Genomic DNA, 20,607 nt, shown 5'->3' on the forward strand with positions numbered 1-20,607 from the left:
ACCATGGCATGGGCGGGTTTTCAAAATGTTTCCCGGTTTCAGAGGGCTGGAAGGGCCGGGAATGCCGATAACTGCATGCCGTTCGTGCATCTTGACGACGGAAGGCCACCACGTCCGGGACATTGAAACGGGCGGCCCGCTGGCTTGGATGACCAGCCCCTACCGCTGTTCCATCGCGTTTTCCCATTCCGTCAGAAACGCCCTACGGTTCAGTGGATCGAGATAGACCATCAACGCGGGGCCAAGCCGGATCGGCCCGAACTCGACAAGGTTGTCGGTGCCTGTCTGGCCAAGCGGCGGCAGGGGCCAGTCTCCGGGCGCTTCGCGTTGTCCCAAGTCCGCAAGCATGTCGATCAGTGCCCCGGCAGCGGCGGTTTCCCGTGCTGTGGTCGGAACGATCGCGGTGCGCAGGATCACATTCGTGAAATCCTGCATCCCGAGGATCTGGACCCTCCCACCGGAATCCCGTGCAAGCCGGTCCGCGGCGTAGCTGCCCAGCACATTATAAGCGAATGCCAGCCTGCCTTCGGCCACATCATCGATCATCTGGCCAGAACAGCAGTAAAGTTGCGGGTTCAATCGCCCCATGACTTCGGACAAGCGCCAATAGGCGTCCGTTGACCGGGCCTCCTGGGTTGCGAACAGGTATCCCAGACCACTGTCGCGCACGTCATACGTGCCCACCGCGCCATCAAACCGATCCGGGTATTCGCGCAGCAAGGTGACCAGTTCCTGCCGGGTCGTTGGCAAGTCCAGCCCCTCGAAACGTTGCGTCGACAACACGACCACCGCGGGTTCAGCCGTGAAGGCAAAGATCAGGTCACGCCATCTGGCCCAGTCGGGAAGCGATGTGGTGGTTTCCGACCTGTGGCTTTGTGCAAATCCATCATTTGCAAGTTGGAATTGCAGATCCATGGCCGAGGACAAGGCAAGATCGAATACAGCGCCACCCCGGATGGCCTGATAAAGCTGCGCTGAGGACACGACGGTATAATCGATGGACAAGCTGGGCTGGCGTGCCTGAAACGCCAGCAGGTAGGGCTCGAACACCTCGAGATCGCCGGTAGAGATGACCCGCAAGACACGATCCCCGGTTCCGGGGAACAGGCGGTAATCCTCGATTTCGAGCGCGGATACGAACGTCGCAAGACAGCTCAGGAGGACGGCAAGACAAGTGTGGCGCATGTTCCCTTATTCCCTTCAAGGGTTTCAAGCTCAAGTCGGCCACCATGCGCGACCAGCACATCCTTGGCGATGGTCAGCCCAAGTCCGGACCCGACAACGCCTTGGGTATTGGTGCCGCGCTGAAAACGCTGGGTTAACATGTCGACAGGGCCATCACCAAGTCCCGCCCCCTGATCAGACACGGCGATGCGGATTTCGCTGTCCCCTGCGGACACGGCAATCGTGACATCGGTTTCCGGTGGTGAATACTTGATCGCATTGTCCAGAACGTTGCGCAGGGCATTGTCCATCAGAACGGGATCGACCTGCACCTTGCCCTCCATCATCTCGACCTGCAGGCGGATATCCTTCATGGCGGCGGTCGGCTCCAGCCCGGCAACAGTCTGCCGCACCAAATCCGACAGGGTGATCGGGGTGCGCACAAGATCGTCGGACCGGTAGACAACTGTGGCATGGTCCAGCAACTGCCCCGCCGAGCGCGAACTTTCGTCCACTGCGCGGATCATCTGGCGCAGGCGCTGTTTCTGGTCCTCATCCTTTGCCGACCGAAGCGCGATTTCGGCCTGCGCCCGGACCGTGGCCAACGGCGTGCGAATGCGATGCGCAGCCTCGGCAATGAAATCCTCGGCGCTGCGAATGGATTGACCAAGCCGGTCCATCAACCGGTTGAGCGATGTCATCAGCGGTGCAAGCTCGGTCGGGGCCGCGCGGCGCAAGGGCCGCAAGTCGGACGGCCCCCGGCGCGACACGGCTGCGGCGATCTCGTTCAGCGGCTTGAGCGATGTGCGCGCCGCAAAGGCCGACAGGGACACCGCAACCAGAAAGAACGCCACCGACAGGAACGCGGCGAGTTGAGACAGCTCTGCAGAGATCGACGCGACACCACCCCGCGTCTGGGCCACCGTAACCTTGACAGAGACCGGCTGCGTTCCCGCCAGAACCAAGCGCGAGACCGTGGCCATCCGAACCTCTTCGCCGCTGTAGACGCCGGTATCGAAGATGACGCGCCCCCCGGAGGAGATCTGCTCGGTCGGAACCGGCAAATCGTCGTACCCCGTCAGAAAGGTGTCGCCGGTTGCGACCCGGTAGAACACCCGGTCCTCGCTGATCGCGCCCAGCATCGAGAAAGCAGAATAGGGCAGCTCGAGCCGCACCTCGCCCTGTTCGCTGCGCAGAGTTTCCGCGATGGTGGTCACCGATGCCGCAAGGACATTGTCCTGCGTGCGTTCCGCCGCTTGCCGGGCAAGGCCGGTCACCATCCACCAGCTGAGCACCGACAGAAGCGCGGCGACCCCGGCCAGCAGCAGCGTCAGCCGCCGCCCGATAGAGGCCGTGCCGGTCACGCCTCCGTGGTCTCCATTCGGTAGCCCAAGCCGCGCACGGTCTCGATGCGCACGCCCATGCCGTCGATCCGGCGGCGCAACCTGCCGACATAGACTTCGATGGCGTTCTCGGTGACCTCGGCATCATAGGAAAAAAGCCGGTCCATCAATTGGCTCTTGGACAGGATCTGCCCTTTGTGGCGCGCGAACACCTCGAGCAATCTGATCTCGCGATTGCGCAGGTCGATCGTTTCAGCACCAAATCGCAAGTTGCCGGCCAAGGGATCGAACACGGCATCGCCCAGATGGATCTCGTTCCGCGCCTCTCCGCCCCGGCGGCGCAGAACGGCGCGACATCGCGCTTCGAGCTCGGAAAAGTCAAAGGGTTTGGTGATGTAGTCATCCGCGCCCTGATCCAGCGCACCAACGCGATCCGACACTTGTGACCGGGCGGTCAGAACGATGACCGGCGTTTCCAGATGCGCGCGGCTGCGGGCAAGGAAATCGCGGCCGTCGCCATCGGGCAGCATCACATCCAGCAGGATGAGGTCGTATTGCGCGACAGCCAGACAGTCTTCGGCCTCGGCCAGACTGGCGGCATGGTCCACCGCATGTCCATCCAGCGCCAGCCGATTGACGACGGCTTCGGCCAGTTCTTGGTTGTCCTCGACCAGAAGATAGCGCACCCCGTCTCTCCCTCGTGGCCCCGTGTCAGGCTTCTGTCAGCTTTGTGTGGTGATGTAAGACCATGGGCGGCGGAGGACCGTCTGTCAAATGGGAGGATAACCAATGAACACTCTTGAGTGGTCACGCCGTGCGCTTATTGCTGCGGCCACTGCAACTGTTGCCGTTTCCGGCATTGCGTATGCCGGTGGACATCAGAAGATGGACTCGGTGCATTTCCTGATTCCCGGCGGCGCCGGTGGCGGCTGGGATGGCACGGCACGCGGCACGGGCGAAGCGCTCATGAATGCCGGTCTTGTCGGAACGGCGACCTATGAAAACATGTCCGGCGGCGGCGGCGGTGTGGCCATCGGCAACCTGATCGAAAACGCGGCCAGCAGCGAAGGCACGCTGATGGTCAATTCAACCCCGATCGTGATCCGGGCGCTGACAGGCGAGATCTCGCAAAGCTTCCGCGACCTGACGCTGGTGGCCGGCACTGTCGGTGACTATGCGGCACTCGTCGTGACTGCGGACAGCCCGATCAACTCCATGGAAGATGCGCTGGCGATGTACCGTGAAGACCCGAACGCTTTCGCCATCGGCGGTGGATCAGTTCCGGGTGGCATGGATCACCTCGTTGCAGCAATCGTGATGCAGGCCGCGGGCGAAGACCCGACTGCGTTCAACTATATCGGCTATGATGCGGGCGGTGAAGCGATGGCTGGGTTGCTCTCCGGTGAGATCGACGCTCTGTCGACAGGTTTCTCCGAAGCCGTTGCCCTTGCCGAACAAGGCGAGATCCGCATTCTTGGCGTGACCGCGCCGGAACGCGTGCCTGCCTTCGACGAGGCCCCGAGCTTTGCCGAGCAGGGCATCGATGCGCAGTTCGTCAACTGGCGCGGCTTCTTCGCAGCCCCCGGTCTTCCCGAGGAAAAGCTGACTGCCTATCAGGACATGCTGGCGGCAATGATGGAAACCCCCGAGTGGGAAGAGGTGCGCGGGCGTATGGGCCTCGTGAACATTTTCCGTCCCGGTGACGAGTTCGGAGCCTTCCTCGAAGCGCAGGAAAAGCAGATCGGCGATCTGATGCGGGAACTCGGTTTCCTCTGATCCTCGTCACGATCCATTCGGGTCGAGACTTTTTCAAGGCGGATGCCCGGCCAGAACGGCTGGCGCAGGGTATCCGCCGCACATGACTTCACAAAAATCGCTTGGAGGGTTGAGAGATGGCGCTCGATCGTTGGATCGCTTTGGCCTTTATCGCCTTGTGTTGCATCTACGGCTATGCAGCGTTCTTCACCATGGATGGTGAATTGCCGCCCATCCTGCAACGCAACCCGGTCTGGCCGTCGACGTTTCCGAAAATCCTGACCGTGATGGGAATAGTGGTCGGACTGATTGTCCTGTTCACCAAGAAAGCCCCCGCAGATGGCGGCGCGCCCAAGGACGGCGTGATCGATCTGACCCGCCTCGGAGACTACCATGTCGGGCAGGCGCTGGGTTTGCTGGTGCTGATGGTCGCCTATGCGTTGACCCTGCGCCCGCTGGGCTTCGTCGGATCGACGGTCTGCTTTCTCGTGCTCGGGGCGATCATTCTCGGAGAACGTCGTTTTCATATCCTGATCCCTGTGGCTGTCATTGCTGCCGGGTCGATTTGGTATCTGGTCCAGGAGGTGCTGGGGATCTTCCTGCGCCCGTGGCCAGGCATGTTCATGTAGGGGGGCCTAGACATGATCGAAGGAATTCTCATCGGACTGTCAGCGGCCGTCACACCGTTCAACCTGATGATGGTGGTCATGGGCTGCGTTATCGGAACCCTGATCGGGATGTTGCCCGGCCTTGGGCCAATGTCGATCATCGCCATCATGATCCCCGTAGCCATTGGCATCGGCGATCCGACAGCGGCGCTGATCCTGTTGTCCGGGGTCTATTACGGCGCGATCTTCGGTGGATCGACCTCGTCCATCCTGCTCAATGCGCCGGGGGTCGCGGGCACCGTCGCCACCAGCTTTGACGGCTACCCGATGGCCCGCAAGGGACAGGCCGGAAAGGCGCTGACCATCGCGGCCATCGCCAGCTTTGCCGGCGGCACCATCGGCGCGATCCTGTTGATGATCTTTGCCCCTGCGCTGTCCTCGGTCGCTCTGTTGTTCCATTCGGCGGAATATTTCGCCCTGATGGTGGTGGGCCTGTCAGCCATCGCCGCGTTTGCAGGCACCGGACAGGTGGCCAAGGCGCTGATGATGACGCTGCTGGGCCTGATGCTGGGCACCGTCGGCGAAGGCGCGCTGTCGAACACGCCCCGCTTCACCTTCGGAATGATGGATCTGCAATCCGGCTTCTCGTTCATCACTCTGGCCATGGCCATGTTCGCCCTGCCCGAAGCGTTGTTTCTGGTCATGAACCCGGCCCGCGCGGCGAGTGGGTCTGGCGCCGAAAGCGGCAAGATCACCGGCATGCGCATCACCCGCGCCGAAGCCCGCAGCATCGCACCCGTGATCGGTCGGCAATCCCTGCAGGGCTTCTTCATCGGTGTCCTGCCCGGCGCGGGGGCCACGATTGCCTCTTTCCTCGGCTACGCCGTTGAACGCAACATCGCCAAGGGGGCAGAACAGGAAGAGTTCGGCAAAGGATCGATCAAGGGGCTGGCCGCTCCGGAAACGGCCAACAACGCCGCCTGTACCGGGTCTTTCGTGCCCCTTTTGACGCTGGGCATTCCGGGTTCGGGCACCACTGCGATCCTTCTGGGGGCCTTGCTGGCGTTGAACGTCACACCGGGACCGCGGCTGATGACCGACACGCCCGAGGTGTTCTGGGCTGTCATCATCTCGATGTACCTGGGCAACCTCGTGCTCTTGATCCTCAACTTGCCACTGATCCCCTACATCGCCAAGATACTGACGATCCCACGCACATTCCTGATCCCGTTCATCCTGTTCTTCACCCTCATGGGCAGTTACCTGGGTCAGAACAATGCGACGGAACTGCTGATCCTTGTCGGGTTCGGTGTGATCGCCACGATCCTGCGCTTTGCGGATTACCCGCTGGCACCGCTGCTGATCGGGTTCATCCTCGGCACCATGCTCGAGAACAACTTTGCGCGCGCAATGCAACTCTATCGCGGCTTCGACTTCATTCTTGAACGCCCGATGACATTGGGCCTCCTGGTGCTGGCGATGCTTCTTGTCGTCCTGCCAAGCTATCGCGGCTACCGTGCCAGAAAGCGGGCGCAAGGCATTGCAGATGGCGACTGAAACAGTCTCCGGACCTCTTGGCGGGGTCCGGGTTCTTGACCTGACGAATGTGTTGGCAGGCCCGTTCGCCTGCCAACAGCTTGCCCATCTCGGGGCCGAGGTCATCAAGGTAGAGGCCGTGGGACGGGGCGATCTGGCGCGCAACCTTGGTGCCGATCCCGATCTGTCGGCGGCGGGCATGGGGATCAGCTTTCTGGCGCAGAATGCAGGCAAGGCATCCCTGACGCTGAACCTCAAGGATCCGCGCGGCAAGGATGTGCTCAAGACGCTCGTGCAGGGGTCTGACGTTCTGGTCGAGAACTACCGTCCAGGCGTGATGGACCGTTTGGGCCTTGGCTACGAAACACTGCGGCAAACCAATCCGAAGCTGATCTACTGCGCGATCTCGGGCTTTGGGCAAACCGGGCCATGGGCAGACCGCCCCGCCTATGACCAGATCATTCAAGGCGCGTCCGGTGTCATGTCGATCACCGGCGACAGCCAAAGCGCACCTCTGCGGGTCGGCTATCCGCTGGCGGATACGGTCGGCGGGCTGACTGCCGCAATGACGATCTGCGCCGCTCTGAACGCCGAAGAGAACGGCGCGTTCATCGACGTGTCGATGCTTGAATCCGTGTTGGCGACCATGGGATGGGTCGTGTCCAACCACCTTGTCGGGGGCGTTGCACCTTCCGCGCAAGGCAATGAAAACCCGACCTCGGCGCCGTCGGGGGCGTTCCAGTGCGCCGACGGGTTGATCAACATCGCCGCCAACAAGGACGAGCAATGGACGCTACTGGCGCACCATCTGGGACGTGCGGACCTGCTCGGACAAACGGAATACGCCACCCGCGAGGACCGAAAGGCGCACCGGCTGCGTCTGAAAGCGGAACTCGAAACCGTGCTGACCACGCGCCCTGCGCGGGATTGGGCCGAAGAGCTCAATGCAATCGGTGTGCCCGCCGGTGCCGTGATGTCGGTGCCCGACGCGCTGAAGCATCCGCAGATCACGGGTCGGGATTTCATCAAACGGTTCGAAACCGTGCCGGGCGTTGACAGGCCCGTCGACATTGTCTCGGTAGGCGCGCTATTCAATGGCAAACGACCGACGGTCAAGACACCGCCCCCGGAACTGGGTCAGGACTCGACACATATTCTGGAAAGCATGGGCTACAGTGCCGAAACGATCGAAACGCTGCGCAAGGAGGGCGTGATTTGACCGGAGCCAATGACGTCGCCGACTGGTGGCGCACCCGGATCATCGACATGGAACCGGGCCGCATTCACCTGCGCGGGCACCCTGTGCAGGATCTGATCGGCAATACGGGGTTCGCCCGGATGATCTGGCTGATGGTGGTGGGCGAAGACATTTCTGGCCCGCGCGCCGATCTGTTCGAAGCGGCCTTGGTCTCGGCGGTCGATCATGGCCCGCAGGCCCCCTCCATCGCTGCCGCGCGGATGGCGTCGACCTGCGGCATCGGCTTGCAATCGGCGATGGCCACGGGCCTGAACATGCTGGGCGACGTGCATGGCGGCGCGGGCGAACAGGCGGTCACGCTCTACCGTCAGATCGAACAGGCCGGACCGGACGGTTTGGTTCCGTGTCTGGATGCGTGGCGCGAAAAGCACGGTCGCTTCGTTCCCGGCTTTGGACACAGGTTTCACAAACCGGTCGATCCGCGTGCCCCGCGACTGCTTGGCCTCGTTGACGAAGCCGCAAAGACAGGTGCTGTGTCCGGAGCCTATGCCACGATAGGCCGCACCATAGAGGCCCGGCTGGCCGAAGAGCGTGGCAAGCCGGTTCCGATGAACATCGACGGTGCGACCGCCGTGATCTTCGCCGAACTGGGCTGTCCGCCCCCCTTGGCGCGCGGGTTTTTCGGCTTGTCGCGCTCTGTCGGTATCCTCGCCCATGCGTGGGAGCAGACGGAACAGGGTGGTCGGAACAAAGGCCCGACCCCGCCGTCCTACCGATGGACCTATGAGGGCAACTGACTTGACGCTGCCGCCTGTTCTGCCGACCCTTCTGATCGCCGCAGCGGGTGCGCTTCTGTTTCATCTCATCGGGTTTCCCGCCGCTGCGGTCACGGGACCAGCCACAGCTGTTGCAGCTGCAACCCTGATGGGTCTGCGCACCGAGATCCCCCCACGCCTCTGCGACATCATTTTTCTGATCATTGGCGCGCAGATCGGCAGCACGGTCACACCTGACGTGATCGCCGCAGCACTGAGCTGGCCGGTGTCGCTGCTGATTTTGACGCTGACGCTGATCGCCATCATGCTGATTGTCCCGATCAGCCTGCGGGTGCTTTTCGGCCACAGTCGGGTCACAGCATTTCTGTCGGCTGCCCCCGGTCACCTGACCTTTGTGCTGGGTCTTTCCGCAGATTTGCGGGCAGATGTGCCACAGGTCGTGCTGATCCAGACGGTGCGGGTGTTCCTGCTGACGCTTCTGGTACCGGTGCTGATTTCGTTCTGGGGTGTCACCGGAACGGCGACCTTTGCGGATCACGGCACCAGTTCAGCCTTTGATCTGGGTCTGGTGCTGCTGCTGGCGCTGGCGGCGGGGCTGGGCCTGAAACGGTTGACCGTTCCCGCTCCCTTGCTGATCGGGGCGATGGCGGTTTCGGCGCTGACCCACGGAAGCGGTTTCGTGACAGGGATCGCCCCAGCCTGGCTGACCATCGCGTCCTTTGTCTGCATGGGTGCCTTGATCGGCACACGGTTCAGCGGGATTGACCGGTCCTTGCTAAAGAACGCGTTTCTTGCCGGATTGCTGAGCACGCTGGCAGGCTGTGTGATTGCGGCTGCAGGGGCGTATCTTGCGGCCAAGTTGATCGGAATGCCGCCTGCCGCGCTGTTCCTGGCCTTCGCTCCGGGTGGGGTCGAGGTGATGGCCGCGCTTGCCATCGAAACCGGGTTGGAACCGGCTCTGGTGGCGGCGCATCACGTCTTTCGACTGGTCATTCTGGGGGCTTTGTTGCCCCTGTTCGCAATCCGGTATCGACACGGCTGACGAACAGCGGCTGACAACGTGATACGGACGCAGGTGTTGGCGGGAGCAAAGTCAAATAATCTGCTCCCGGGGATCGCCGTCAGCAAAACTGCGATCTGAAGGCGGACCTCGGCCCTGATCAGATCGCGGATTGCTTGCGCAGCCGGTTGAAGCTCATCGAGATATGCGCGCGCTGGATCTGCGCGACAGCCATCAGATCGCCCGACTCCAGCGCAATCCGGATCGCCTGAAGTTCGTGCAGGAAAATCCCGTACTCCTCCTGCAAATCCAGTTCCGCCTTGATCGCCTTGACCAGCCAGAGCCGCTTGGTCTGATAGTACAGGCGTTCCAGAACCCGCCGCAGCGGTTCGTTCGCCGTCAGGTGCAAAAGCGCCTGAAACACGTCCATATCGAGTTCGGTAAAGCTGCGGGGCGTGCCAGACACGATCATCTGTGCCGCGCGGGTAATAAGTCGCTGCAACTCCATCAGGAACACAGTGTCCGGTGTCACCGGATCAAGCTGCCCGGTCAGCCCGGTCAATTCGACGCGCAGCCTGTAGGCCTGTTCCAGTTCGGTGATGTCGGCATCGGTCACAAACGTTCCGACACCGTGAACCGATTGTACAAGCCCTTCCTCCTCAAGCCGCGCAAGAACACGGCGCATCGGCGTGCGGCTTGTGCCGAATTCACCGGCCAAGGCGATCTCGGACAATTGCGCCCTCGGTGGATAATCCAGCAGGCAGATCCGTTGCCGAAGTTCGGCATAGACAGCCGCGTGACGATCCTTGACCGTCAGGCCCGAGTCGGCATCAGCCATCCAGCCTTTCCCCAAGCCGTTCGAGCATGCCCAGACATTGCGCCAACTGGTCGATCGCGATGAACTCGTCGGCCTTGTGCGCCTGTTCGATCGACCCGGGACCACAGACCACGACATCCATGCCCAGCGCCTGAAACAACCCGGCCTCGGTTCCAAAGGCCACCACGTCGCTTTTGTTGGCTCCGGTCAGTTCCGACACGATCCGGCGGGCTTCGTTTTCATCCGTCGGGATCAGGCCCACCACTTCACCAATCACTTCGGTGGTGATGAAGGCACCGGGATGAACCGCGCGCATCCGTGGCAGAAGCTCTGTCTCGCAATAATGGTGCAGGCTGTCCTTGACGAATTGCACATCGCCCGGCTGAACCGGGCGCATTTCCCAATCGACCTGAGCGGATGGCGCAATGACATTGTGCGCCACACCGCCCACCAAAGCGCCGACATTCACACTCGTCCATGGCGGATCGAAAGGCGAATTACCCGGCGCACGGGCGCGCAAGGCGTCCTTGAGACCCAGGAGGTGAGTCACATAACGCACCGCGTATTCGACCGCGTTGACCCCGTGATCCGGCAATGACCCATGTCCCGCCAGTCCATTGAACCGCGTGGTGTATTCGTTGCAGCCCTTGTGACCGTCGATGATACGCATCTCCGTCGGCTCGCCGATGATGGCCACACCCGGAGTCAAACCGCGTTCCGACAGGGTGTCGGCCAGGTTGCGCGCGCCCAGACATCCAACCTCTTCGTCATAGGTGAAGGCGAAATGAAGCGGCCTGTCACGCACCCGCTCTGCAAGATGCGGGGCCATCGCCAGAGTCGCGGCGATAAACCCCTTCATGTCGCAGGTTCCGCGACCGTAAAGGCACCCTTCTGCGGCCTCCATACGGAACGGATCGCGGGTCCAGGCCTGATCGGCCACGGGCACCACATCGCTGTGACCCGACAACAGGATACCACCATTGCGGTCCGGCCCCAGCGTGGCGAACAGGTTGGCCTTGGTCCCGCAGGGCGAGGACATCACCTCGCAGCGCGCGCCCACGTCTTCCAAAAGCCCCGCCATGTGCAGGATCATGTCGAAATTGCTGTCCGCCGAAATCGTCGGATAGCCGATCAGCTCTGCAAGGATCTCGGTTGTGCGCTGCAGGTGATCCACGGCTCTAATCCTTGACGAACAGCTTGCGCTCGATGTTGCACAGCGCCTCTGCCGGACCGTTTTCGGTGATCAGGATGGTTTCTGTCGTCTCAAGCCCCCAGGTGTCCATCCAGAGCGCGGGCATGAAGTGAAAGACCATCCCCGGTTGCAGGATCGTCTCGTCCTCGACCCGCAGCGATGCCGTCCGTTCGCCCCAGTCCGGAGGATAGCTGAGCCCGACCGGATAGCCGCAGCGCCCTTCGCGGTAAATGCCATGGCTTTGCAACACATCGAACAGCACCTGTGCAATATCGCTGGTCCGGTTGCCCGCCCGCGCGATATCAAGCGCGGCTTCGATCCCTTCAAGCTGCGCGGCTTCGGCATCGAGCATCTCTTTCGGCGGCGTGCCCAGAAACACCGTTCGGCACAGCGGCGCATGATACCGACGATAACAGCCCGAGAGTTCGAAGAACGTCGCCTCGCCGTGGCGCATCGGATCACCGTTCCAAGTCAGGTGGGCTGCGGTCGCATCCAGACCGGACGGGGTCAGCGGCACGATGGCGGGATAATCCCCCCAGATATCGTCCACCCCGGTGATCCCGGCATGCATGATATCGGCGACCACGTCATTCTTGCGCACACCCGGCGCGGCACGGTCGATGGCTGTCTCGATCACCCGTTCCGAAATCCGCGCCGCCTTGCGGATGAACGCGATCTCTTCATGTGACTTGATCAGCCGCTGCCAGTTGACGAGCGCCGTGGCATCGGCGAACCGCGCCTCGGGCATTTCGGTCACCAGCACCTCATGCGCCTTGGCCGAATAATAGTAGTTTTCCATCTCGACGCCGATGGTCGCCGCGCCAAGGCCCATGTCTCGCAGACGCAGGGCGAGCTCTTGCATCGGGTGCCGCAGAGTGGACTGCACATAACTGTCGGCATAGCCGAAGATGTTGTCGGCCGACATCCAGCAGGTGCGCAGTGCCCCCATCGAATCCATGAAGCGGCCCCACCAGATCGGTTCACCGTCCAGCCTCAGAAGCACTCCTTGGTGCACGTAAAAGGACCAGCCGTCATATCCGGTCAGCCACGCCTGGTTCGACGGGTCCGTGACAAAAAGGGCATCCAGTCCCGCCACGTCCATGGCAGAGCGCGTCAGCGCGATCCGTCGATCATATTCAAAGCGGCTAAACGGGGCTTTTCCGTCGGGCATGGTTGGTCCTCGGCACAAATTCACGTAAGGATGTACACAACTCGGTAATCAGATTGCCGAAGGATGCACAGAATCGGGGTTACTTTTCTTGACATGATCAGGAATCCCCGCCTGATGTGCACAACGATTTGTCACACGAAATGACTGGAAAACGACATGCTGCGGAATGACCAACTGGATCAGTGGGATCGAGACAACTTCTTCCACCCATCCACCCACCTTGCCCAACACGCGCGGGGTGAAAGCCCGAGCCGCGTGATCAAGACCGCGTCGGGTGTCCATATCGAGGACCGGGACGGCAATCGCCTGCTGGATGCCTTTGCGGGCCTCTATTGCGTGAATGTCGGCTACGGGCGCACCGAAATCGCCGACGCCATTGCAGCCCAGGCTCATGAACTGGCCTATTATCATTCCTATGTCGGGCACGGCACCGAGGCGTCGATTACGCTGTCCAAGATGATCCTCGACCGCGCGCCGTCGCATATGTCCAAGGTTTATTTCGGGCTGGGCGGTTCGGATGCAAACGAGACCAACGTCAAGCTGGTCTGGTATTTCAACAACATCCTTGGCCGCCCACAGAAGAAAAAGATCATATCGCGCTGGCGTGGCTATCACGGGTCAGGCATTGTCACAGGATCACTGACCGGGCTCGAGCTGTTTCACAAGAAGTTCGATCTGCCGGTCGAGCAGGTGATCCACACGACCGCCCCCTATTACTACCGCCGCGAAAACCTCGATCAGACCGAGGCGCAGTTCGTGGACCAGTGCGTCGCCGATCTCGAAGCGCTGATCGACCGCGAAGGGGCCGACACCATTGCCGCCTTCATTGGTGAACCGATGCTGGGCACCGGAGGCATCGTGCCGCCACCCGCCGGGTATTGGGCGGCGATCCAGGAAGTGTTGCAAAAACACGACATCCTGCTGATCGCCGACGAGGTGGTCACGGGGTTCGGGCGGTTGGGCACCATGTTCGGGTCCGAACATTACGGCATCACACCCGACATCATCACCATCGCCAAGGGTCTCACCTCGGCCTACGCGCCGCTGTCCGGGTCCATCGTGTCCGACAAGGTCTGGGCCGTGCTCGAACGTGGCACGGACGAGAACGGACCCATCGGCCATGGCTGGACCTATTCCGCGCACCCGATCGGGGCGGCAGCCGGTGTGGCCAATCTGCAACTTCTTGATGACCTGAACCTGATTTCCAACGCGGGCGAGGTCGGTGCCTACCTCAACGGCGCACTGCGCGATGCGCTTGCCGATCACCCCCATGTCGGCGAAGTGCGCGGCGAGGGCATGATCTGCGCGGTGGAGTTCGTCAAGGACAAGGACAACCGCGTCTTCTTTGATCCCGCCGACAAGATCGGCGCGCAGATTTCCGGCAAGCTGCTCGAGCAGGACAAGATCATCGCCCGTGCCATGCCGCAGGGGGATATCCTTGGTTTTGCCCCGCCCTTCTGCCTGTCCCGCGCCGAAGCCGATCAGGTCGTCGAAGGCACGTTGCGTGCAGTCAAGACCGTGCTGGGATAAGCGCTGGAAGATCAGAACCGCCGGGAAATCATGCCCGGCGGTTTTTGCCGGTTCCTGACCCGTCACATCATGCTACATCGGCCGGCATGACACATAGATCAGACTTCGTGATTGGCGTGGACGGCGGAGGCACCGGGTGTCGCGTGGTGGTGATCGGCACGGCGGATCGGAGCGTCGTCGCCACGGCAACCGGCGGTGCTGCCAACTACACGAGCGATCCGGATACAACTGTCAGACATATACTGGACACGCTGTCCGATGCAGCAGAGAGCGCAGGTCTTGATCTGGCGACGCTGTTCGACATGCCCACACATCTGGGCCTCGCCGGGATCGTGACTCCGGATGATGCAAAGTCGCTTGCCGCCCGTCTGCCTTTGACACGCTGCCGCGTCAGTGACGATCAGATCACGTCCACCATCGGCGCGCTTGGTGCGCGGGATGGCGCATTGATCGCTGTGGGCACGGGATCGTTTGTTGCAATCAAGCGCGGTGACACGATCCGCACCCTTGGCGGCTGGGGCTTGCAACTGGGGGATCAGGCGTCAGGCGCATGGCTCGGGCGCACCGCGTTGCAACGCTGTGCCCTTGTTGCAGACGGCCTTGCACCGACCTCACCGCTTGTTGCAAAGCTGCTTGCACGGTTCGGCGATGACGCTGGGCAGATGATTGCGTTTGCCCGCATCGCGTCCCCGGCAGAATACGCGCAGCTTGCTCCGCTCATCTTTGACGCTGCGTACAGTGATGATCCGAATGCCTGCGGCTTGGCTGCCGAAGGTGTGGCCTATCTGAACCTGTGCCTTGGAACCGCAGACCTTAAAGGCGACGATGTCCTCTGCATGAGCGGGGGGCTTGGTCGGCGCTATGCCCCATGGCTTGACGCGCGTTACCAGTCGCGGATTGCTGAGCCTGAAGGCACCGCACTTGACGGCGCGGTTCGTCTGGCTTGGCAGCTGGCGGAACGCATCTGAACGTCAGTTGCGGCCAGTCCCCGTCAGACGGTCGATCTGATGCCGCACCGAAGCAATGGCCTGCATGACAAAGGGCGTGCCACAGACCCAATCGACCGAGGTGTTCAGAACGGGAAAATCCGTCAGCGCGGGATGGGTCACAACCTCTTCGGACAGCGAGAACCCGGAAAACGGTTGCGATCCGATCAGCAGGTCGGGCTGGTTGAGGATCACCTGTTCCAGCGAGAGCGTGCCGTTGCCCTGAAAGCCAAGCTCAACCGACAGGTTGCGCGCGCCACCGGCCATCAGGATATCATGGCTGAGCGTGCCTGCGCCGAGGGAATAGCCGTTGGGCAGAAAGAACGCGGCAAGCGGCGCGTCTTGGCCGGGTTTGGGCAGGTTGGCCAAATCCTGTTCCAATTCAGTGGCCAGTGCCTCGGCCCTCGCCTCTTGTTCCAGCACCTCGCCCATGAGCCGGATCTCCTGCGGAATGTCGCGCAAGGATCGCGTGATCGAAAACTGTGTCACCTCGATGCCTATCGACCGCAAAAGCGCAATCATCGACGGATCGCTATACGCTCCGGCAACCACGATATCCGGGTTCTGAACCGCAATCACTTCGGCTTGGGTGTTGTTCTTGGCATACCGCCCCGCCTCTGCCGACATGACAGAGCTGCGCGGATCATCGGACAGCGCGCTGAGCGACACGATCTGTTCGGGGTCAGCAAGCAGCATGACAAGCTGATCGGTGCAGACATTGACCGAGACCACACGCGGCAAGTCGGACGCGCTGGCCCCGACGGGGGCCAACGCAAGGATCATCAGCGTCAGGAGACGCCACATCGTTCAGAACGTGGTTTCAATGCCGAAACGGATGGTCCGCTCTGGCGCGTTGAACCCGCGAACCGTCTGGTAGGACTCGTCGCCAATGTTGTCGATGGCGCCGTACACGCTGGCCGCGTCGGTGATGTCGTACCGGGCAGTGACATCCCAGACCGTGTAATCGTCGAGCGGCGTGAGCGTGCCGAACCCGTCCAGCGCATCTGCGACACGGGTCATGTTGACCCCGACCTGAAGCCGGTCCGTCACATCCGCCTCGAGCGCCAGTGCGAAATCGTGGCGCGGAACACGCACAACGCGGTCACCGTTGTTTTCGGTATTGGTCAGCGTGTACGCGCCCGACAGACGCAGGCGGTCGGTGATCGCGTAGGATCCGCTCAGCTCGATGCCGCTCGTCTCGGTGGTGCCATCGGTCTGGATGTAGCAGCCAAACGCCTGCGACGACAGACAGTTGGGTCCGGTTCCGAACCCGATCAGGTTGTCGATCTCGGCCCAGAACAGGGTCGCCTTGACCGACCCGCGGTCGCCATAACTGTGTTCAACCCCCAGATCGAAGCTCAGGCTGTCCTCGGGGTCCAGCGGCGTCGACCCGGCATAGGGCCCGAACCGTTCGTAAAGCGATGGCGCCCGATACCCGGTGCCCAGCGAGGCGCGCACAAGCGTTGCATCGTTCAACTGGTAGGACAGCGCGGCACGACCCGAAAGCTGACCATCGAAATCCGAGTAGTCATCGTAGCGCAGGGTCAGCGACAGTTCGAGCGCCTCAACCGGAGTGGCTTTCAACTCGGCGAACACCGCCGCATTCGATGCGTCATAGTCATCACCATCAAGTTCAGCGCGCTCTTCCGTCCAGTCGGCCCCAAGGGCAAGCGACATGGTCGATGTCAGATCACCGGTCGCCAGGTATTCGACCGTGTCCCGTGCCCCCAGGAATTCGCGGGTGAAACCCTCCGCGTCGAAACGGTCGGTCTCGAAGCGGCTGAACGACAATTCATGCAGCCATGCGCCGGTCTGAACCTCGCCGAACAGCCGCAAGCCACGTCGGGTCTCATCGATCTCACCGCTGGAAGCGGTGGCGGAGCGGTCGAACTCGGCAGTCCCGTCGGCCCAAAGACCGCTGACGCCAAGGCGGATGGTATCGCTGACCTGATAGGCAGCAAAGAGGTTCAGGGTGTTCTGTTCGAAGCCGTCATCTTCGTCATCCGTGTCGCGCACCGGATATCCTTCGCTGGTCACGCGTCCAACGCTGACCGCCAGTTCGGCACGGTCATCGAGATAGCCAAAGCTCAGGTTTGCGGCCCGTGTCTCGAAGCTGCCCACTTCAAGCTGCGCCTTGCCGGACACGCCGGACACTTCGGGACGCCAGCTTTCGATCTCGACGACACCGGCGATTGCATCTGACCCGTAAACCGCAGACTGCGTGCCCTTGACCACGGCAATGCGGTCAAGCGATCCGGTGGTCAGCGTGCCGAAGTTGAAGGACGTTTGCGGTGCCGACGGGTCAGCCACGTCGATCCCGTCGATGCGAACGCCCACGTAAGGTCCGCTCAGCCCGCGAATCCGGACAGTGGCAGTGCCGCCAAGACCGCCATTGCCACTGACGGTCACGCCGGGCACGTCCGCGAGCGCCGCCGTTGCGGCGATCCCGTCGCGCTGGATGTCTTCGGCATCGACCACGTCGATGGTGGCACCCGTGGTTTCGAGGTCTGTCGGAAGCAAGCCGCCGAAAACGACGATGTCTTCAAGTGTGATTACCGTGCCGCCCAAATCCTGCGCCGCCACCATGGACGGTGCGACGAGGGTGGAACACAGGAGAAGTCTGGACGTGAGTCGTGTCATGTCATGAATTCCAACTTTGCCCGACGCCAGGCGTCGGATTGATAGAGGTAATCTGGAATGCCAAGGCATCCGCAGACGGTGATAGACACCACTACGGACGATGCCGCCGCCCCATCGCGCCCCGCGATCGGACTGGGTGTTGGTTCACGGCAGGTCTCCTGACTTGCGGGTCTCTGCTCTGCTGGCCTTCCCAGAGCCCCGATCGGGGCACCAGTGGCACGTTCAGCGTCGCTCTCCGCTCACAGTTGCGGGGGCAGTCGCGGATTTTTCTGACGAAGCACCGCGTTCCCTTTTCACCAAATGCTGTGACACATCCGGACCGTAAACGCCTCTTTCTGCACCCGCCGCCAACCCGGCGTCAAGTAGGGTTTACACTGCAAGGCCATCGCGATTGGCCGCAGTTGGCAACGGGTCGGCCCCGAAAATTCAGCTAAAATCTTCGTATTCTTCTTGGGTTAGCGCCTTATTGCGATCACGAAATCGCCGAAGTTTCCGGTCAGCTTGACCGCCAGTTGCAGGATTGGACGCGCAATCGGACAGGTCGTGGGCCGGTGTCATGCGCATGAGGCAAAGGGTTTCGGCACGTGTCATTCGCGCTTCACTTCGACTACCGGTTCGACAGCACCGGGTTCTTTGATGATCCCGACCGACGCGCAGCACTCGAGGCGGCTGGCGCAGAGTGGGAAGCGATCATTCAGGACGACTTTGCCGAAGTGCCCACGGGAACCGTGTTCAGCATCCGCAATCCCACCACCTCCGTTGTAGAGACCGTCACACTGGATCAACCGGTCGATGACATCGTCATCTTTGTCGGTGCCACGCATTTCAATTCCTCCATCCTTGCCATCGCCGGGCCCGATGGGGGCGATGCATCGGGCGACATCTACGCGGCGCGGATCAGTCCGGACTTTCGCGGGACAGGGCCGGTCACCGATTTCGAACCCTGGGCGGGATCGATCACCTTTGATCTTGGATCGAACTGGTCCTTCGACATCGCGGGTCCGGTTGCCGGGCAAAACGATTTCCTGTCTGTGGCGGTTCATGAGATCGGACACATCCTCGGGATTGGGTCGTCCGGCGCGTTTGATCGCTGGATCATTGACGATCACTTCGCCGGTCCCAATGCGATCCGCGTCAACAATGGCCAGCCGATCCCGGTCGAAGAGGATCACGCGCATGTCAAAGACGGCTTTGCCGATGACAGCGTATTGCTTGATCCTGTTCTGATCACCGGAACACGGGTGTCCCTCAGCGCCTTCGACAAAGCGCTCCTTGCGGATATCGGGTACCAAGTTGTTGGTTTCGAGCGGCAGGGCAGTACGCCTGCGATTGCGAGCGCGGGTGCGGAACGGGTTTTCGGAACCGACCTTGGCGATATCATCGACGGGCTGGATGGCAACGACACGCTTCAGGGTGCGGACGGAGATGACCAGCTCAGAGGAAGCGCGGGACAGGACGATCTGTTCGGTCAGAATGGCAATGACACACTTTTGGGTGGACACGGTGATGACTACCTGGACGGGGGTGCGGGGGACGACATATTGCACGGCGGACCCGGTGCCGACGTCGCTTTCGGTGGGGATGGTCGGGACGTTTTTGTCATCGCACCCGGCGACGGCAGCAATCGGCTGTCGGATTTCAATCTTGGCGAAGACAGGATCCATCTGGTCAACAGCGGCTTTACCTCGGCTGCTGAAGCCATCGAGGCCATCACCAAGCCCTTCAGCAACATGTCACGCATCACGCTGGATGACGGAACGACCGTTGATGTGTTCCACTCGTCCCGAAGCGGAACACCTTTGACATCCGCGCATGTCGTGTTGGTTGCCCCTGAGGATGACACGACCGACGATGGCCCCCGAACCGTACTGGGCGCGACCGAAACATCGGCTCTCGGGATTTTGCTCGACGGAACGGTGGGAGACGACGACCTGATTGCGACCGCGTTTCATGATCGCATTGACGGGGGCGCAGGTGTCGACATTGTCCGTTTCACGGGCAGCCAGTCCAGCTATACTGTCACGCTTCAGGAGACCGGGCTGACAGTGACCGACCGAACCGCCGACGGAATCGGAACGCTCATTCTCGACAATGTCGAACAGATCGACTTCGAATTTGCCGACCCGCTCTTCAACGGCGCGATGGACCTACGGCTCTTTGCTGGACACAGAGACCTCGATCCCGTCGCCCTGAATGCCTTTGTCGAAATCTATATCGCGTATTTCAACCGCGCACCGGATGCGGTTGGGCTTGGCTTCTGGGGCACGGCTTATGCCAATGGAACATCGCTTGAGGACATCGCCGCGCTTTTTGCCGGACAAGCGGAAACAGCCGCGCTCTATCCCGAAGACCTGAGCAATCTGCGCTTCATTTCCGAAATTTACCAGAATGTGCTGGGGCGTGCGCCGGACCTCGAAGGCGTCGTGTTCTGGGAAACCGCCTTGGACGCCGGGACCGTCAGCCGTGATCGGTTCATCCTAGAGCTTCTGAACGGCGCGAAGGCCGACCTTCCTCACACTGCCGATGCAAGCCTTGTGGCGCGGCAGGCCGCTGACCGCAGCTACCTTGAGATGAAGACCGAGCTGGGCGCGCAATTCGCATTGGATCGCGGATTGTCGGATCTGGATGCAGCTTTGCAAGTGATGGACCTGTTCGACGGCAGCGCGGCATCTTTCGAGGCGGCTTCGGCTCTGATCGAAGATATTCATGTAGCTGCGTTGGACCCTGAAAACGGGTCTTTCCTGATGCCCCTGGTCGGTATCCAGACGGATTTGGACGTGATCTGACGCTCGGCGACACGGGCTTTCCACGCCAAACCTGGTGCTTTGCATGAGGTTGCTCACGACAAACCGCCCGCAAAAAATTTCCGACAGATTTACTCGGAATGTATT

At 61.5% G+C, this 20,607-nt stretch carries 17 protein-coding genes and 1 riboswitch; of the genes, 9 read left to right on the forward strand and 8 right to left on the reverse strand.

The genetic code is table 11. The annotated features are described in order from the left end of the window. Positions 1–159: 159 nt before the first annotated feature. From IEV82_RS16195 to IEV82_RS16205, 3 genes are read right to left on the reverse strand one after another with little or no spacing between them, the layout of a single operon-like run. Entirely contained in the window at positions 160–1,185 is a 1,026-nt protein-coding gene (locus tag IEV82_RS16195; RefSeq protein WP_188483065.1) for an ABC transporter substrate-binding protein, read from the reverse strand. Continuing rightward, a complete protein-coding gene (locus tag IEV82_RS16200) occupies positions 1,155–2,528 on the reverse strand; it encodes a sensor histidine kinase (RefSeq protein WP_188483066.1) in 1,374 nt (457 codons plus the stop codon). The genes IEV82_RS16195 and IEV82_RS16200 overlap by 31 nt, the downstream gene beginning before the upstream one ends. Beyond that, positions 2,525–3,193: a response regulator transcription factor gene (locus tag IEV82_RS16205; RefSeq protein WP_188483067.1), complete on the reverse strand. Its 669-nt coding sequence runs from the start codon at positions 3,191–3,193 to the stop codon at positions 2,525–2,527. Before IEV82_RS16205 ends, IEV82_RS16200 begins: the two co-directional genes overlap by 4 nt. 103 nt (positions 3,194–3,296) lie before the next feature. Here IEV82_RS16205 and IEV82_RS16210 point away from each other — a divergent pair, with 103 nt between their 5' ends. From IEV82_RS16210 to IEV82_RS16235, 6 genes are all read left to right on the forward strand, one after another. Beyond that, entirely contained in the window at positions 3,297–4,283 is a 987-nt protein-coding gene (locus IEV82_RS16210) for a tripartite tricarboxylate transporter substrate binding protein (RefSeq protein WP_188483068.1), read from the forward strand. A gap of 116 nt (positions 4,284–4,399) precedes the next feature. After that, the gene (locus tag IEV82_RS16215) at positions 4,400–4,891 is read left to right on the forward strand and encodes a tripartite tricarboxylate transporter TctB family protein (protein WP_188483069.1); all 492 of its coding nucleotides are present in this window, start codon (positions 4,400–4,402) and stop codon (positions 4,889–4,891) included. 12 nt (positions 4,892–4,903) lie between these two features. Then, complete coding sequence (locus IEV82_RS16220) at positions 4,904–6,427, forward strand: tripartite tricarboxylate transporter permease (protein WP_188483070.1); 1,524 nt, start codon at positions 4,904–4,906, stop codon at positions 6,425–6,427. Further along, on the forward strand, positions 6,417–7,625 hold the full coding sequence (locus IEV82_RS16225; RefSeq protein ID WP_188483071.1) for a CaiB/BaiF CoA transferase family protein: 1,209 nt from the start codon (positions 6,417–6,419) through the stop codon (positions 7,623–7,625). Before IEV82_RS16220 ends, IEV82_RS16225 begins: the two co-directional genes overlap by 11 nt. Positions 7,626–7,672: 47 nt before the next feature. Next, positions 7,673–8,401, forward strand: a complete 729-nt coding sequence (locus IEV82_RS16230) for a citryl-CoA lyase (protein WP_373285240.1) — start codon at positions 7,673–7,675, stop codon at positions 8,399–8,401. 1 nt (position 8,402) lies between these two features. Continuing rightward, entirely contained in the window at positions 8,403–9,422 is a 1,020-nt protein-coding gene (locus IEV82_RS16235; protein WP_188483073.1) for an AbrB family transcriptional regulator, read from the forward strand. A 118-nt stretch (positions 9,423–9,540) separates the two neighbouring features. Here the strand turns inward: IEV82_RS16235 and IEV82_RS16240 are convergent, their stop codons facing one another. From IEV82_RS16240 to IEV82_RS16250, 3 genes are read right to left on the reverse strand one after another with little or no spacing between them, the layout of a single operon-like run. Beyond that, positions 9,541–10,218 (reverse strand): GntR family transcriptional regulator, encoded by a 678-nt coding sequence (locus IEV82_RS16240; RefSeq protein WP_188483074.1) that lies wholly within the window; start codon positions 10,216–10,218, stop codon positions 9,541–9,543. Continuing rightward, positions 10,211–11,371 carry an acetylornithine deacetylase gene (argE, locus tag IEV82_RS16245; protein WP_188483075.1) on the reverse strand — a complete coding sequence of 387 codons (1,161 nt, stop codon included), beginning with the start codon at positions 11,369–11,371 and terminating at the stop codon, positions 10,211–10,213. Before argE ends, IEV82_RS16240 begins: the two co-directional genes overlap by 8 nt. Positions 11,372–11,375: 4 nt before the next feature. Next, complete coding sequence (locus IEV82_RS16250; RefSeq protein WP_188483076.1) at positions 11,376–12,560, reverse strand: M24 family metallopeptidase; 1,185 nt, start codon at positions 12,558–12,560, stop codon at positions 11,376–11,378. A 156-nt stretch (positions 12,561–12,716) separates the two neighbouring features. Between IEV82_RS16250 and IEV82_RS16255 the strand changes: the two genes are divergently transcribed. Continuing rightward, entirely contained in the window at positions 12,717–14,090 is a 1,374-nt protein-coding gene (locus IEV82_RS16255) for an aspartate aminotransferase family protein (RefSeq protein WP_188483077.1), read from the forward strand. An 86-nt stretch (positions 14,091–14,176) separates the two neighbouring features. Then, positions 14,177–15,058 (forward strand): glucosamine kinase nucleotide-binding domain-containing protein, encoded by an 882-nt coding sequence (locus tag IEV82_RS16260; RefSeq protein ID WP_188483078.1) that lies wholly within the window; start codon positions 14,177–14,179, stop codon positions 15,056–15,058. 3 nt (positions 15,059–15,061) lie between these two features. Here the strand turns inward: IEV82_RS16260 and IEV82_RS16265 are convergent, their stop codons facing one another. Together IEV82_RS16265 and IEV82_RS16270 are read right to left on the reverse strand one after the other, a co-directional pair. Continuing rightward, positions 15,062–15,880, reverse strand: a complete 819-nt coding sequence (locus IEV82_RS16265; RefSeq protein ID WP_188483079.1) for an ABC transporter substrate-binding protein — start codon at positions 15,878–15,880, stop codon at positions 15,062–15,064. A gap of 3 nt (positions 15,881–15,883) precedes the next feature. After that, complete coding sequence (locus tag IEV82_RS16270) at positions 15,884–17,716, reverse strand: TonB-dependent receptor plug domain-containing protein (protein ID WP_188483080.1); 1,833 nt, start codon at positions 17,714–17,716, stop codon at positions 15,884–15,886. Positions 17,717–17,847: 131 nt separating this feature from the next. Next, positions 17,848–18,055, reverse strand: a riboswitch (cobalamin riboswitch). 245 nt (positions 18,056–18,300) lie between these two features. Here IEV82_RS16270 and IEV82_RS16275 point away from each other — a divergent pair. Then, the gene (locus tag IEV82_RS16275; protein WP_188483081.1) at positions 18,301–20,502 is read left to right on the forward strand and encodes a DUF4214 domain-containing protein; all 2,202 of its coding nucleotides are present in this window, start codon (positions 18,301–18,303) and stop codon (positions 20,500–20,502) included. The last annotated feature ends 105 nt before the right edge of the window (positions 20,503–20,607 follow it).

The organism is Marivita lacus (assembly GCF_014637725.1).
Taxonomy (GTDB): Bacteria; Pseudomonadota; Alphaproteobacteria; order Rhodobacterales; family Rhodobacteraceae; genus Marivita; species Marivita lacus.

What these genes read in the sequence shown, in the direction of transcription:
- IEV82_RS16220 (WP_188483070.1), top strand. Translation starts at nt 4,904, where the DNA reads ATGATCGAAGGAATTCTCATCGGACTGTCAGCGGCCGTCACACCGTTC.
- IEV82_RS16195 (WP_188483065.1), bottom strand. Translation starts at nt 1,185, where the DNA reads ATGCGCCACACTTGTCTTGCCGTCCTCCTGAGCTGTCTTGCGACGTTC.
- IEV82_RS16270 (WP_188483080.1), bottom strand. Translation starts at nt 17,716, where the DNA reads ATGACACGACTCACGTCCAGACTTCTCCTGTGTTCCACCCTCGTCGCA.
- IEV82_RS16215 (WP_188483069.1), top strand. Translation starts at nt 4,400, where the DNA reads ATGGCGCTCGATCGTTGGATCGCTTTGGCCTTTATCGCCTTGTGTTGC.
- IEV82_RS16250 (WP_188483076.1), bottom strand. Translation starts at nt 12,560, where the DNA reads ATGCCCGACGGAAAAGCCCCGTTTAGCCGCTTTGAATATGATCGACGG.
- IEV82_RS16260 (WP_188483078.1), top strand. Translation starts at nt 14,177, where the DNA reads ATGACACATAGATCAGACTTCGTGATTGGCGTGGACGGCGGAGGCACC.
- IEV82_RS16230 (WP_373285240.1), top strand. Translation starts at nt 7,673, where the DNA reads ATGGAACCGGGCCGCATTCACCTGCGCGGGCACCCTGTGCAGGATCTG.
- IEV82_RS16225 (WP_188483071.1), top strand. Translation starts at nt 6,417, where the DNA reads ATGGCGACTGAAACAGTCTCCGGACCTCTTGGCGGGGTCCGGGTTCTT.
- IEV82_RS16210 (WP_188483068.1), top strand. Translation starts at nt 3,297, where the DNA reads ATGAACACTCTTGAGTGGTCACGCCGTGCGCTTATTGCTGCGGCCACT.
- IEV82_RS16240 (WP_188483074.1), bottom strand. Translation starts at nt 10,218, where the DNA reads ATGGCTGATGCCGACTCGGGCCTGACGGTCAAGGATCGTCACGCGGCT.
- IEV82_RS16255 (WP_188483077.1), top strand. Translation starts at nt 12,717, where the DNA reads ATGCTGCGGAATGACCAACTGGATCAGTGGGATCGAGACAACTTCTTC.
- IEV82_RS16265 (WP_188483079.1), bottom strand. Translation starts at nt 15,880, where the DNA reads ATGTGGCGTCTCCTGACGCTGATGATCCTTGCGTTGGCCCCCGTCGGG.